The 14,176-nt window shown below is 38.5% G+C and carries 17 protein-coding genes; 5 read left to right on the top strand and 12 right to left on the bottom strand.

All coding sequences use genetic code 11. The features are described 5' to 3' along the window. Nucleotides 1-7 precede the first annotated feature (7 nt). The 3 genes from PLANO_RS01550 to PLANO_RS01540 all read right to left on the bottom strand — a co-directional run bounded on the left by PLANO_RS01550 (nucleotide 8) and on the right by PLANO_RS01540 (nucleotide 2,998). Nucleotides 8-760: a gluconate 2-dehydrogenase subunit 3 family protein gene (locus tag PLANO_RS01550; protein WP_038702357.1), complete on the bottom strand. Its 753-nt coding sequence runs from the start codon at nucleotides 758-760 to the stop codon at nucleotides 8-10. A gap of 190 nt (nucleotides 761-950) precedes the next feature. After that, nucleotides 951-1,733 (bottom strand): 3D domain-containing protein, encoded by a 783-nt coding sequence (locus PLANO_RS01545; protein ID WP_038702355.1) that lies wholly within the window; start codon nucleotides 1,731-1,733, stop codon nucleotides 951-953. A gap of 278 nt (nucleotides 1,734-2,011) precedes the next feature. Next, entirely contained in the window at nucleotides 2,012-2,998 is a 987-nt protein-coding gene (locus PLANO_RS01540) for an NAD(P)/FAD-dependent oxidoreductase (RefSeq protein ID WP_038702353.1), read from the bottom strand. Between the two features lie 157 nt (nucleotides 2,999-3,155). Here PLANO_RS01540 and PLANO_RS01535 point away from each other — a divergent pair, with 157 nt between their 5' ends. Both PLANO_RS01535 and PLANO_RS01530 read left to right on the top strand, forming a co-directional pair. Next, entirely contained in the window at nucleotides 3,156-3,947 is a 792-nt protein-coding gene (locus tag PLANO_RS01535; protein WP_038702351.1) for an SDR family oxidoreductase, read from the top strand. A gap of 78 nt (nucleotides 3,948-4,025) precedes the next feature. Then, nucleotides 4,026-4,466 (top strand): peptidylprolyl isomerase, encoded by a 441-nt coding sequence (locus PLANO_RS01530; protein ID WP_038702349.1) that lies wholly within the window; start codon nucleotides 4,026-4,028, stop codon nucleotides 4,464-4,466. Nucleotides 4,467-4,681: 215 nt separating this feature from the next. On the opposite strand, the gene PLANO_RS01525 is transcribed toward PLANO_RS01530, so the two are convergent. From PLANO_RS01525 to PLANO_RS01505, 5 genes are all read right to left on the bottom strand, one after another. Continuing rightward, the gene (locus PLANO_RS01525) at nucleotides 4,682-5,410 is read right to left on the bottom strand and encodes an amino acid ABC transporter ATP-binding protein (RefSeq protein WP_038702347.1); all 729 of its coding nucleotides are present in this window, start codon (nucleotides 5,408-5,410) and stop codon (nucleotides 4,682-4,684) included. After that, the gene (locus PLANO_RS01520) at nucleotides 5,407-6,051 is read right to left on the bottom strand and encodes an amino acid ABC transporter permease (RefSeq protein WP_038702345.1); all 645 of its coding nucleotides are present in this window, start codon (nucleotides 6,049-6,051) and stop codon (nucleotides 5,407-5,409) included. Before PLANO_RS01520 ends, PLANO_RS01525 begins: the two co-directional genes overlap by 4 nt. Nucleotides 6,052-6,109: 58 nt before the next feature. After that, nucleotides 6,110-6,892 carry a transporter substrate-binding domain-containing protein gene (locus PLANO_RS01515; protein WP_038702344.1) on the bottom strand — a complete coding sequence of 261 codons (783 nt, stop codon included), beginning with the start codon at nucleotides 6,890-6,892 and terminating at the stop codon, nucleotides 6,110-6,112. A 116-nt stretch (nucleotides 6,893-7,008) separates the two neighbouring features. Then, entirely contained in the window at nucleotides 7,009-8,100 is a 1,092-nt protein-coding gene (locus PLANO_RS01510) for an AI-2E family transporter (RefSeq protein ID WP_038702343.1), read from the bottom strand. Between the two features lie 86 nt (nucleotides 8,101-8,186). After that, nucleotides 8,187-8,468, bottom strand: coding sequence for a hypothetical protein (locus tag PLANO_RS01505; protein WP_038702342.1), 282 nt, complete (start codon nucleotides 8,466-8,468; stop codon nucleotides 8,187-8,189). Nucleotides 8,469-8,736: 268 nt separating this feature from the next. Between PLANO_RS01505 and PLANO_RS01500 the strand changes: the two genes are divergently transcribed. After that, the gene (locus tag PLANO_RS01500) at nucleotides 8,737-9,801 is read left to right on the top strand and encodes an S-layer homology domain-containing protein (protein WP_231554746.1); all 1,065 of its coding nucleotides are present in this window, start codon (nucleotides 8,737-8,739) and stop codon (nucleotides 9,799-9,801) included. A 33-nt stretch (nucleotides 9,802-9,834) separates the two neighbouring features. On the opposite strand, the gene PLANO_RS01495 is transcribed toward PLANO_RS01500, so the two are convergent. Further along, entirely contained in the window at nucleotides 9,835-10,299 is a 465-nt protein-coding gene (locus tag PLANO_RS01495) for a YaiI/YqxD family protein (RefSeq protein ID WP_038702338.1), read from the bottom strand. Then, a complete protein-coding gene (locus tag PLANO_RS01490; protein ID WP_038702336.1) occupies nucleotides 10,299-10,871 on the bottom strand; it encodes a DUF1836 domain-containing protein in 573 nt (190 codons plus the stop codon). Before PLANO_RS01490 ends, PLANO_RS01495 begins: the two co-directional genes overlap by 1 nt. 139 nt (nucleotides 10,872-11,010) lie before the next feature. Between PLANO_RS01490 and trhA the strand changes: the two genes are divergently transcribed. Next, nucleotides 11,011-11,658, top strand: a complete 648-nt coding sequence (trhA, locus tag PLANO_RS01485; RefSeq protein WP_038702334.1) for a PAQR family membrane homeostasis protein TrhA — start codon at nucleotides 11,011-11,013, stop codon at nucleotides 11,656-11,658. A gap of 81 nt (nucleotides 11,659-11,739) precedes the next feature. Next, complete coding sequence (locus tag PLANO_RS01480) at nucleotides 11,740-12,519, top strand: 2-keto-4-pentenoate hydratase (protein ID WP_038702332.1); 780 nt, start codon at nucleotides 11,740-11,742, stop codon at nucleotides 12,517-12,519. A gap of 36 nt (nucleotides 12,520-12,555) precedes the next feature. Here the strand turns inward: PLANO_RS01480 and PLANO_RS01475 are convergent, their stop codons facing one another. Together PLANO_RS01475 and PLANO_RS01470 are read right to left on the bottom strand one after the other, a co-directional pair. Next, nucleotides 12,556-13,728, bottom strand: coding sequence for an MFS transporter (locus PLANO_RS01475; RefSeq protein ID WP_038702330.1), 1,173 nt, complete (start codon nucleotides 13,726-13,728; stop codon nucleotides 12,556-12,558). Between the two features lie 23 nt (nucleotides 13,729-13,751). Further along, nucleotides 13,752-14,153, bottom strand: a complete 402-nt coding sequence (locus PLANO_RS01470; protein WP_038702329.1) for a MarR family winged helix-turn-helix transcriptional regulator — start codon at nucleotides 14,151-14,153, stop codon at nucleotides 13,752-13,754. Nucleotides 14,154-14,176: the final 23 nt, after the last annotated feature.

Below are 14,176 nucleotides of genomic sequence, written 5' to 3'. Positions count from 1 at the left end.
TTTTCGTTTAATGGTTCATTCCTACAGATTTAGGCTCAATTTTAATAAAGTCTTCACTTTCAATGTCTTTAATATATGCTAACTGATGTCCAGGGAAGCCTTTCATTTTCCAACCTTCCATGTTGACATTCCCTCCATAAATCGGATCCGCATAAGCTCCTTCTAAAGTTGCTTGTCTTAATAAACGGAAGAAAAATTGAGATTCTACACCTCTCATTTTGATTTCATTTTCTTGCAACGCCGTTAAAATTTCATCCATTTGTTCACCTTTTAAATCAACGAACTTGGCATCAAAGCGATTTTTTGCTTCTTGTTCCATAACCTGAATACCTTGTCTAAATATCTCATTACGCTTAAGTCGACTTTGGTATCCTTGTGTAGGCTCTCCTTCGAAAAAAGGACCTTGCATGTATTCTTTTGAATTTTCTCCGTAACTACCAGCTAATTGTCCATCGATAAAATAAGGAACTCCTAATCCAATAGCTCCTGGTCCTAAGTCATCTTCTGGGAAAATTCGTTCTGTAGCTTGTGATAAGATTTCAAATTCTGCAGCTGTATTAAAAAACGTCAAACCTCTTACTGCACCAGTAGACCCTGAATTTCCACCCGAAGTACCTGGAGCAGTCGTAGTGGTATCTTGCTTGTTCGTGTTAGCACCGATTAAGCCACCAATAATTCCTCCACCAATTAAAGCACCTGTTGCTATCCCTGAAGTTTTTAAGAAGTCACGTCGTGAAAAACTTTTACTTTTTTCCGCCATTTTGCTAACCTCCTTATTTAATTAATTATTCTGAATATAAACTCACTATACTCCCTCAATAATCATTTATGCAACCTTCTTATTAAAAAACATCCCTTTGTATAAACCCTATTCTGAATACTTAACGATTAAAAAAGACCAAAAAAAAGAGCCAAGGGAATGAACACCTCGGCTTTGTAGCAGTATTATTTTAGTTTAAAACTTTAATTGTAATATTTTTGCGTCCCCATTGTAGAGCTTCGCTTTGTGTTGGGATAAAGACATCAATTTTGTTGCCTTTGATTGCGCCGCCAGTATCGCCAGCGATTGCTTCTCCGTATCCTTCAACCCAAACTTTAGAGCCTAATGGAATAACAGAAGGATCAACAGCAATTACTTTTTGGTTTGGATTTGCGCGAAGGTCAATGCCTGTCGCTGTAGTTCCAGAACACCCTGCACAATAAGCAGTATACGCTGTTGCTGAAACTGTCATCGTTTTACCAGCTTGTGTTGAAGCTTGTGCTGGTGCTTTTTCTGCAGGAGCACTTGCTGGTGCAGGTGTTGGTGCAGTTGATTTTGCTGGTGCTGGTGCTTCAGCTTTTTGTGCTGTTCCACCTTTAACAGTAAATGTTTCACCTGGATAAATCATAGAGCTAGAAATTCCGTTCCAGCTCATTAAGCTATCTACTGAAATTCCGTGAGCACTTGCGATTTTAAATAATGTGTCACCTGATTTTACTGTATATGTTGATTTGTCTGATGTTGTCGTTGATGTTGCTTTACCATCGATTTCGAGTGCTTGGTTCGGGAAGATTAGATCTGATGATAGATCGTTCCATCCTTTTAAGCTTTCTACCGATACATTATTATCTTGCGAAATTCCCCATAGAGTATCACCTGATTGAACTGTATATGACGATGAAGCGCTAGCTGTTGTAGCTGCTCCTACACTTAATGCTGCAATAGCAGTTAGTGTAACGATTTGCTTTTTCATAAATTGAATTTCCTCCTTTTCACTAACAGGAATGATCATAACACCTCGACATGTCGAGAACATGTCAAAACGACAGATAGAACATAACAATTTGATGACACAGAATTTCTCTTTATTACAAAATGTAATAAAACTGATAACGAGAGACGAATAGACTTCTGCTATCATTAAGGCTTCAAAATGCTTTGATTATTGCAACAGTGCAAGATCCTTTAGTTAAAGTTCAAGAAAACATCAAAAAAGTCCGCTGCCTATTGTTGGCAACGGACTTTTCAATATTATTTGAATACGCTTGTACTGTGTAACGGTTGAACTTTTGATTTTGGATCCAAGTAAGATTTTGCATTGTTAATCGCTGTTGGCGCTTCACCAAAACCTACTGCGATCAACTTAACTTTTCCTTCATACGTTGAAATATCTCCTGCAGCATAAATGCCCGGAATGCTTGTTTCCATTTTAGAGTTAACGATGACGGAGTTTTTATCCATTTCAAGGCCCCACTCTTTAATAGCGCCTAAAGATGTGATGTTGCCGTAGTTGCAAATTACATGATCGACTTCAAGACGTTCTTCGTTTCCTTCTTTGTCGATTAAAACAAGCTCACGAACTTGTCCATTTTCTCCAACTAATTCTTTCACACCAAAAGGTTTTTTGACTTCTACTTTTGATGCCATTAAAACATCGATGTTGGCTTCGTGCGCAGTCATTTTTTCTCTGCGATGGCTCAATGTTACATGCGACGCCACGTTTTCAAGCATCATTGACCAGTCAACGGCTGAATCTCCTCCACCCAAAACGACAACTTTTTTATCGCTGAAGACCGTTAAATCTTTTACTCCGTAATGAAGTGACTTTCCTTCAAAAGCTTCGCACCCTTCAACCGCCAATTTACGTGGTTGGAATGCTCCTACGCCCGCTGTTAACAAAATTGCTTTTGAGTAATGAAGACCTTTGTCTGTTTGAATCACAAAATGATCTCCGTGACGTTCAGCAGCTGTTACCGATTCTTCTAAACAAATTTCAGGATCTCCGTATTTTGCTTGTTGAACTAAGTTGTCCACTAAATCTTTCGCTAATATTTTGGGGAATCCACCAATATCGTAAATAAATTTGTCTGGATATAGTTCAGTCAGTTGACCACCAAGTTGTGGCAAACTGTCGATGATTTTAACTTTCATTTTGCGCATACCGCCGTAAAAGGAAGCAAACAAGCCAGTTGGCCCGCCGCCGATAATCGTTATATCAAAAACTTCGCGTTCTTCCATTTATAACACTCCTAATCTAATCAGTAACTATATCCTATCATATTTACCCCTATTTCACGCCATTGGACTTATGACGGAAATTAAAAAAAGAAAAGTTTGAATCCTCTGTCTCTTATCTTTAAACTAAAGCTTGTATACATACGAAAGGGTGAGACACGTGGATTTAGGAATTAAAGAAAAAGTAGTGGTTGTGATGGCTTCTAGTAAAGGACTCGGCAAAGCGACTGCACTTGAGTTTGCTAAAGAAGGTGCTATCGTCATACTCTCAAGCCGAAATCAGCAGACACTAGATACGGCTGCAGATGAAATTAAAACAACTTCTGGCAATCCACAAGTATTTTCACACGTTTGCGATGGCTCGAAAGAACAGGATATCTTTGATTTGTTTCAATTTGTGGTCGATCAATTTGGACGTGTTGATGTTTTGATTAACAACACAGGCGGACCAAAAGCGGGAGGATTTGATGCGATCGAAGATGCTGACTGGTACCAGGCTTTTGAACAAAACTTACTGAGCTATATACGTGCGTCTCGTGCAGTTCTTCCGTATATGAAAAAACAGCAATTTGGACGGATCATTAACGTCTCCTCTTCTTCCGTTAAAGAAGTCATTGATGGATTGATTTTGTCGAATACTTTCCGTGCAGGGATGGTAGGATTTGCGAAAACGTTAGCACGCGAAGTTGCCGGGGATAATATTTTAGTCAATACAGTCGGTCCTGGTCGTTTTGCCACAGACCGCGTTACTGAACTCGATCAGATTGCTGCTGACAAACAAGGCATTTCAATAGAAGAAATTATTGAAAAAAGTAAATCGGAGATTCCTGCTGGACGCTACGGAGAGCCTGAAGAATTTGCAAAAATCATTGTCTTTTTAGCTTCTTCAGCAAACTCATTTTTAACTGGACAGTCGCTCGTTGTAGAAGGTGGATCATTAAAAGCATTGTAATGTGCCAAATGATTATACAGCCACACCAAAAATCGATATACTAGAAAATGAACCTAATTACAAAGGAGATGTTTTAACATGGCTAAAAAAGGACACATCCACATGGAAAACGGCGAAATCATCGAATTCGAACTTTTCCCTAATGAAGCACCAAACACTGTTGCAAACTTTGAGGACCTTGCAAACTCAGGTTTTTACAATGACGTAACATTCCACCGCGTAATTCCTGGCTTCGTAAGCCAAGGCGGCGATCCTACTGGCACTGGTGCTGGCGGAAGTGGCAAAACAATCAAATGTGAAACTGCAGGCAACCCGCACAAGCATCAAGCAGGAAGCCTTTCAATGGCGCATGCAGGTAAAGACACTGGTTCAAGCCAATTCTTTATCGTTCACGCACCACAACCGCACCTTGACGGCGTTCACACTGTTTTCGGACAAGTGACTTCAGGAGTGGAAATCGCTAAAGCAATGAGCAATGGCGACAAAATGACAAAAGTTCACGTTTTTGACGAAGAATAAAAACGACTGAACTTAGCCGGACTGGATTTTTATCCAGTCCGGCTTTTTGTTTGATATTTTATTCCATATTTTTGAAATACTGTCGAGTTTGTGATGAATACTGTCCGAATGGAATGAAATACTGTCGAGTTCGAGTGGAATACTGTCCAAATCACCCAAAATACTGTCCAAGCACCCAAATCCACAAAAAAAAATACGCCCAGAGGCGCATTTCTCTACAACACTTTACTCAAAAACGCTTTTGTCCGCTCATGTTGCGGATTGCCAAACAATTCTTTCGGCACATTTTCTTCTACTATATAACCTCCGTCAATAAACAACACACGGTCGCCCATTTCAGCGGCGAATCCCATTTCATGTGTCACAACGACCATAGTCATACCTTCACGCGCTAATTGCTTCATAACATCTAGCACATCGCCTACCATCTCTGGGTCGAGCGCTGAAGTTGGTTCATCAAATAGCATGATTTTTGGATCCATTGCAAGTGCGCGAGCAATCGCCACACGTTGCTTTTGACCACCAGAAAGTTCGCCTGGATAAGCTTTTGCTTTTTCACGCAGTCCAACTTTGTCCAGCAATTCGTAAGCCTTTTTCTCCACGGCTTTTCTATCGCCTTTTTTTACTTTCATCGGTGCTAATACAATATTTTCCAAAACCGATTTATGAGGAAACAAGTTAAACTGCTGAAATACCATTCCAACATCTTGACGAATTTGATTGATGTCTATTTTCGGATCCGTAATATCCGTTCCTTCAATATAAACATGTCCTCCCGTAATTTCTTCAAGACGGTTTAAGCAACGCAAAAATGTACTTTTCCCTGAACCAGATGGACCTATGACACAAATAACTTCTTTTTCTTCTACAATGGTACTCATATCTTTTATAACTTCCAGCTTGCCGAATGATTTTTTTAAGTTTTCTACTCGAATCATAGTCATCGCAATACAAACTTCCTTTCTACATAATTCGCCAGCATAGAGAGCAAGTAAATAACGACGAAGTATATAATTCCTAGGATTAAGTAAACATTGAAAGCATCAAATGTGGCGCTGGCCTGAATACGACCTTCTTGCGTCAAATCTGCCACACCAATGACCGACAACAAAGATGTATCTTTTAATGAAATAATTGCTTGGTTCGTAATCGTTGGTAACATGCGTCTAAAAGCTTGCGGCAATATGATATAGCGCATATTTTGTGTTGAATTCAAGCCTAGCGAACGCGCTGCTTCTGTCTGTCCTTTATCAATCGACTGAATACCTGCACGAATGATTTCTGAGAAGTAAGCCCCTGCGTTAATCGCCACTGTTACAATTCCAGCAGTTGTATTATCCAAAGAAATAAAAGCTAAAGAGTTCAAACCAAAATAGATAAAGAATAACTGAACAATAAACGGTGTTCCTCGAATCGCATCAACAAAGATTTTCGCAATCCAATTTAAAATTTTTAAAGGCGCTAATCTAAATAGCGCTATAATTAAACCGATTAGAAATCCAAGTACGATGGCAATCGCAAATATATAGATAGTTACTTTCAAACCTTCCATTAAGTAGGGAAAGGCATTAACAATTGTATCCATGTTTACATCCCCTTTGAATAAAAAAATGCAGCGCGCTTATGCGCGCTACATTTATTTTTTATTCTGCAATATACTTCGCTAAAATTTCATCGTACTGACCACTGTCACGCAATTCTTTAAGACCTGCGTTGATTTGCTCAAGAACTTCTGCGTTTTCACCTTTTAGTACAGCAATTCCGTACTGATCTCCAGTTAAACGGTCTCCTACTGTTTCTAAAGCAAGTCCACTTTCAGCAATTGCATATGCAATAACCGGGTAATCTTCTAGCAATACTGCTGCATTACCGTTTGAAACTTCTTGGAACATAGATGGGCTATCTTCAAATTGTGCTACTGTGTAACCATATTCTGCTTCGTTATCACGAGCAAATTGAGCACCCGTTGTTCCACTTTTAACCGCTACTGTTTTGCCTTCTAAGTCGTCTAAAGACATAATTTCACTATTACCTTCTGCGACAACAAGAGACAAACCTGCATCAAAGTATGGATCAGAGAAATCAACCACTGCTTTACGCTCATCTGTAATACTCATACCCGCAATCGCGACATCCAATTGATCTGCTTGCAAAGCTGGAATAATGCCACCAAAATCCATTGGGCTGAAATCAATTTCAAAGCCCTGATTTTCAGCGATTGCGTTGATCAAATCAATATCGATTCCTGTATATTCTCCGTCTACTTCAAACTCGAAAGGTGGATACGTTGTATCAATTCCTACCTTGTACGTTTTCCCTTCACTTTCGCCGTCCCCATTTGTTGCATCTTCTTTATCGTCGGATCCACAAGCAGCAATCACCATCATCATTGCCATAAGTAGTGCTAAAAGACTCCATTTTTTCATTTTAGTTCCCCCTTGTTTTCTTTCATTTCCTTACTAAATATTAATATATCATAATTTTCTCAATTTCAGAACCTTTCAAAAAAATTAACTGGTGCTTTTTCAGAAAAAAGAGCTTGTTAAAGTACTTTTTTACTAGCAACTTCTCTTTTTTTCCGTAATCGATTAAACAACCGAAAATTATGAACTAATGTTTTCAAGACCGCATAAGTTGGAATTGCAATTAAAATTCCTACAAATCCATAAAGTGCGCCCGCAATCATTAACAGTAAAATAATTGTTAACGGATGGATGTTTAAACGATTCCCCATAATATTTGGTGTGACTAAATTCCCCTCAAGTTGTTGAACCACTAGCAACACAAGGATAACTTTCGTTGCCATCCACATATCTCCACTTGCCAATGCCACAAATAGGGCGGGGATAATCCCAATAAGTGGACCTAGAAACGGCACAATGATTAAGAACATCGCAAAAATCGCTAAACTTAAGGCATAGTCTAACCCAATGATAAGATATCCGATGTACATTAACGTTCCTACAACCCCGGCTACAAAAGCTTGCCCAAGAATAAAAGAAGATAAAGTTTGATCAACATCATTCAATATTTTTTTACCTTCAAGTTTATGCTCTTCTGGTAAATATTTTATTAAATGGGGGATAAACTTGTCATCATCCTTCAATAAAAAGAATAAAACAAAGGGCACGACAATTAACACAATTACAATATTCATAAGCGTTGTTAAAATGTCCATGACATTAGTTAGTAAACCTTCTGAAAGATTTTCTAAATAATCTAAAGTCCATATACGAATTTCTGAACCAGTAACTCCACCGAATTGAAAGTTCGCTAAAAAGTGATCCGATTCTTTTGTCACTTCTTCAACTGTTTCCGGAGCCAAGTTTGCTAGACTGTCCACTTGTTTCGTAATAACAGGTCCAAAAAAGTATAGTAAAGTTATCGCTGTTAACGCTATAATTGTAAAAATAATTCCAATTCCTGCAATTTTGGGTACGAAACGTGCCAATAAGTTTACAAACGGTCGCAATAAATAATAAAAAAGTCCTCCTAATAAAACTGGAGCAAAAATCGTAGCAACTATGATCTGTAAGGGTTCAAAAACAAAATCAATTTTTCCTAAGAAAAATAAAGTAACGGCAACCAGCAGTATGGCTGTTGTATATTCAAAAAACGGCTTTCTAATCCACATATTTTTTCCCCTCCTTATTTTCGCCTTGAATTTCGGCATGTAAAAGCGAAAGCAAAAAGAGCTCTTGCTTTCGCTTCGATTACCTTTTATTTATTTTCTTCAAGCTCACGCATTTCTTTATGAGTTTGCGGAAATCCATTGGCTTGCCAATCATCGCGGTATATAGAATCCAATTGAGATAAGCCTTGTTCAGCAGAATCCTCTAACGCATTGACACTTTCACGATTATCGATTTCAGTACTATTGTACATATCTATATCCGGTTCCACACGAACGGTATTTTTTTCTTGGTAAGCTCGGTATACAAAAATACCAGAAGCCGCAGCAAGCGCACTCCCAATTAATGTGTTCAATGTTGATTTTTTCATATTAACTAACCCCTCCAAAATATAATCTTACACCTTCTTATATACCCTTTTTGAGCCTTTTAAACTGGCTTAGCTAGGCTTGTTTTTTATTCGGAAGCCTATTAGAAAATAGCTTTATCATCAATCGTATACACATATAACAGATAATATTTTATTATTTTTAAAACAAATATTTGTTACATAATGCCTTTTATTGTGGTAAAATAAGATCAAATAGGGAGGGATAAATATGAAAACTTTTTTGTCCTTAATTGCAGCTGCCATCCTGATGTTCAGTTCGTTTTTAACTCCCGCCAACGCGATCGTTTTGTTTGATGATGTGAATGCCGACCACCCATTTGCATTTGAAATTGCCTACCTTTATGAAGAGGGCATCATTAATGGTTATCCTGATGGTACCTTCAGACCAAATGATCCTGTCACTCGTGCCCATGCTATTGCAATGATCGGACGAGCTATTTATTTAGACGACACAGCTCGCTCTACCGGCTTTAAAGATGTTCCTTCAAGTCATCCGTTTTCCGGTTACATTGCTTCGGCTGCTGAAAAGGAAATCATTTTTGGTTTCCCGAATAAGTATTTCCGTCCTGATTGGACGGTTACTCGTGGTCAGACTGCCGCTATGCTAGACAGAGCTTTCTATTTCCCAACAGCACCAGACAATATGTTCAAGGATATGAAGAAAAAGCATTTTGCATTTGATGCTGTGTCTAGACTCGCTCATTATGGCGTTGCACGTGGTTATCCAGATAACACGTTCCGACCTGACACACCAGTAACTCGTGCCCAATTTGCTGCATTTTTGGCTCGCGCCGTTGATCCTGTGTTTATCCCAGAAAAGCAGAAACTGCTTTCTACAGCCAACAAAATTTTAGCGGAGCTAAAAGCAAAGGACTTTGCTGATGTAGCCACTTATACAAGTTCTGCAGACGGATTGACCTTCTGTCCGTACAGTGGAGGATGTCTCGATAACGGCGGTGTTACTTTTACTAAAGCACAACTTCCAAACTTCATGACTAACCCCAATGATTATTTATGGGGATACGAAGACGGTAGCGGTTTTGAAATCAACTTAACGCCTGCCGAGTACTATGATCAATACTTGATGAATGCCACTTATACCGACAAAGATCGGTATGGAAGAACGACTCAACCAACCGCTCATGAGTTTATCCACCAACTCTATCCCGAAGCGATGATTGTTGAATACCATTATCCAGGTACCGAACAGTACGATGGAATGGATTGGCAAAGCCTGAGTATGGTATTCGAGAAAAACACTAGCGGACAGTGGATTTTAGTCGCGATTATTAATGATCGCTGGACCATTTAAACGCTAAAACAACAAAAGAAATGCCTGGCGACTTTATGTGCCAGGCATTTCTTCTTTTTCTTTCGCTTGTATCAATAATTGAGTTAAAGCCGCTTGGAATTTTTCATTATCTTCAGGTTGTCGTTTTTTCGGTCCCTTCATCCTACCCCCGCCTTGGCGAATCTTTTTCGCAACATGACGCCCATGAAGCAATTGTTCAATGTTCTCATCCGAATATACGCGACCGTTTTGATCGATTGGAACTCCGCGTTTGGCAAGTACCATTGCTGCAAGTCCATAGTCTTGTGTGACCACTATATCGCCTTTTTTTACTCGGTTTACAAGAACGAAATCTACAGCATCAGCCCCTTTGGATACCGTTATAGTCTCTGCACCCTCTCGATGCATTTCATGAGAAGTGTCACAAATTAAAACCACCGGCAATTGATAAACTTTCGCCAACTCAATTGTTTGTGACACAACGGGACAACCATCTGCATCAATTAAAATTTTCCCCATTACGAGTTGCTCCCTTCCACCATTTCATCAACCAGTTTCTCTGCGGCTCTCCGGTAAAGATTGCTCGTATGCACTAGTGATGCAATTAACAAAACTCGCTCCAATTCTTCAGATTCCTCAACATCTGCGATTTTTGCGGCAGCATCTTCTGCTTGTTGCGTTAAGCCGGTTCTAAAAAGTTCTATATTATTTTGCTGAAGGTTTAGATAGTGTTGATAGAATTGTTCAAGATCAATCTCTTTTTGCTCTGCTCTTTCATTTATACCTTCTAATACCCGCTTCACATCATTGATTGATAACGTGCTTTTCATCTGATAAATCAAACTGATTAGCATAATGTGATCACGACTATACTTTTTATTCTGAATCGGATAAAACAACTTGCCTTTTGCGTAATTATTAATCATTGTTTTCGTAAGAATTTTTTCATCTGGCTGTCGCTTTGTTTCAGCGAAACTAGATTCAAACAACTGAATCACTTGATCAATATACAAATCAATTTTCGGAATGTCTTCTGGTAAAACTTGATTGTGAAAAGCCATTTCATCGATAAGTTTATTTGCATTCTCCATATATCCGCACACTCCCTGAGGTATTTCATACTCGCTATTTTACATCATTATCATTTTTTCTCCAAACTTGACTCCAAAACATAATGCGAGTATCTTTATAAGTAGTTTCGATAACTACATGAAGTGAGGAGCTTTTTATATGAACACATACATCCGAGAACCATTTAACGCTTTGTCACATTTAGTAGGTGCCTTATTGTCTTTAGCCGCCTTATTAGCAATGGTCATCAAGACGGCCTATGCCGGACAACCTGCCTTACACGTAGCAGCTGTTTCTATTTTTGGTATTAGCTTAATCTTTTTATATAGCGCTTCAACCATTTACCATTCCGCCCTTTCTCAACCTTATATTATTGCCTTTTTACGAAAACTCGATCACTCCATGATTTTCGCTTTAATCGCAGGATCTTATGCCCCTTTTTGTCTTATTGCGCTCGGGGGAACACTCGGTTGGACCTTGTTTACACTTGTCACTATTCTAGGTCTCAGCGGCATTTTCTTTAAAATGGTTTGGTTTCATTCACCAAGATGGCTGTCTACTGCGATTTATATCGCGATGGGCTGGATTATCATTTTTGCAGTTGTTCCTTTAGCAGACAGTCTTTCTTTAACAGGTTTGCTTTTACTTGTTGCTGGTGGTGTTTCTTATACAGTTGGCGGTATTATTTATGGAATCAAACCAAACTTCCTATCTTCTAAATACTTAGGGTTTCACGAAATTTTCCATCTCTTCATTCTCTTCGGTAGTCTATGTCACTTCTTATCTGTTTACTTTTATGTACTATAAAATTGAAAAACACCCAAAACATTCAAAATAAACTGATAAAATGTTATGTTATAGGTTATAGCTTATGAAGGAGGCTAACCTATGACACACTTTAACTCTCAACTAAAAGAAATGACAATGACTTTGTACGAGGCTTATAAAAAGCGACAACCTATAGCAAAAGAAGCAATTCCCGCTACATTAAAAAAATCCCAAGCGTACATGATTCAACATGGAGTCACTACAAACAAAAAACAAGATGGTCAAGAACAATTAGAAGGCTATAAAATAAGTTTGACGAGTAAAGAAACACAAAATCTATTCGAATCAGAAACTCCTTTATACGGAGCTCTCACAACGAGTTCTATATCAGACGGAGAAATCCAGTTAGACTCGATGTCATCACCTTTAATTGAAATAGAATTGATTTTCATCGCGAAAGAAGAGCTATCTATCACTGACGATGTCCAGCAACTTTTAGAGAAGACATTGGTAGCACCCGGTATTGAAATACCCGATTCTCGATTTGAGGACTGGTTCCCTAAAATTAGTTTAGGACAAGTTATTGCTGACAGTGCAGTAGCGGGGAAAATTGTGATTGGAACACCAAAAGATCATATTACTTATGATCAGTTAGATAAATTACCCGGCACTTTAACATTAAACGGGATAGAAATCGCTTCTAATGATTCCTCCGAAGTATTAGATCATCCAATTAACGCAGTCAAATGGTTGGTTGAAGAACTAGCCACCCATGAATTATCAATTAAAAAAGGAATGGCCATTTCTTCTGGCACATTTATTTTGCCAAAACCATTAGAAAAAGGTATTTATGAAGCAAGTTATAGCGAACTTGGCTCGGTTATTTTGACCGTCCATTAAAAAAGTAGTGCACAAATTTATTGTGCACTACTTTTTTTAATGAGCTTGTGGCTCTTGTTTTGATGCAATCCACATATAGTAAAACACAACAAGAATCACGAAAACACCTAGCATTAAATAGAGGTTTGAGTAGCCAGCGATTCCTGCGATCAATCCAAGTAAGACAGATCCAATGGCAATCCCACTATCGTAAAAGGCAAAGAACGTTCCTGTAGCATAACCGCTACGATGCTTGTCAGCTGCCTGTATAGCGAGACTTTGAAAGCTAGGCAATAAGGTCCCGTAACCAAGACCGATTAACGCCCCTGACAATAATAACATCCACGGAACTTCGGTAAAGCTTAATGTAATCAATCCCACACCAAAAATAATAATCGAAGGAATAATGACGACTTTAGGTCCCACAGTATCAAAAAGCCTCCCGGTAATTGGTCGAACAACCAGCATCGCTACCGCATACACAAGAAAGAAGAAACTAGCGGTTTGTATGAGCCCTAGCGATTCCGCATAAACAGAAATAAAGGCAATGACACTCGCATACGCAAATGCGATTAAGAAACCAACCGTTGCAATTGGCATCGTTTTTTTCTCTAAAAAGTCGTTGATCGATAATTTATGTTTTGGTTGCTTAACATAGGATTCTTCATTCACCTTAACAGCCAATGCACATAAAAATCCGATAATGATAATAACCGCAAGTACAATAAAGATAATATGTGCTGACACGTATTGTTGCAAGGTTAAGACGATAAAAGGACCTACAACTACTGCTAAATTCATCGCAATTCCGTAATAACCTAAACCTTCACCCCGACGCTCTGGTGGAATAATATCTGCAGCAATCGCTCCTGCTACAGTTGTTAGCAAGCTAAACCAAATCCCATGGAAAAACCGCAACCATAAGAGTGCTGTGAAACTTCCGATAAATAGATAAAATATGGTACTAATAGCAAATAGAAAAACTGAAATTAGCAACATCTTTTTTTTCCCGAATTTCTCTAAAATCATCCCTGATAAGAAACGCATAATAATCGCAGACAGCAAGAATACGGATATTACCAACCCTGCTTCTGTAGCTGTACCGTTTAATTCATTCAAAACATAAAGAGGCATATATGTTAATAATGCATAAAAAACAACAAAAACAAAAAATGTACTGATTGAAATATTAACAAAGCTCTTTGTCCAGATTGGTCTTTTTTCAGTCATTCACTACATCTTCTTCCTTAAAATTATTGTCCAATTTTCTTCAGCAACGAAACTAACTGGCTTTGCTCTTCATCCGAAAGGTTTGATAGCAACTCTTCCTCTACCTGCTGAATCCGCCTTTCAATCTCCGGTAAGTTTTCATCAGCAAATGGGGATAAGTGAACAATTCTTTCTCGTTTGTCATGTCCTTCTTCCCGGAATAACCATCCCTTTTCCTCCAGACGAGCAACTGTCCTCGTAACAGTTGGTGCTTCAACATTCAAATACTGCCAAATTTCTTTCTGTGTCATTGAACCAAATTGTTTTAAACAAAAAAGAATAGCCCATTGTGAACTATATAATTCGAATTCTTTTAAGGCGTCATTAACTTCTTTGATTGATAAGCGCGATTTTTGGTGAATTTCATGAAACAATAATTTTTTCATTAGCCTCATCCTTAAATATTATT

Origin of the sequence: Planococcus sp. PAMC 21323, assembly GCF_000785555.1 — a bacterium.
Classification (GTDB): Bacteria; Bacillota; Bacilli; order Bacillales_A; family Planococcaceae; genus Planococcus.
The sequence above is the reverse complement of the archived record's forward strand: the minus strand, read 5'-3'. Positions and strand labels throughout refer to the sequence as shown.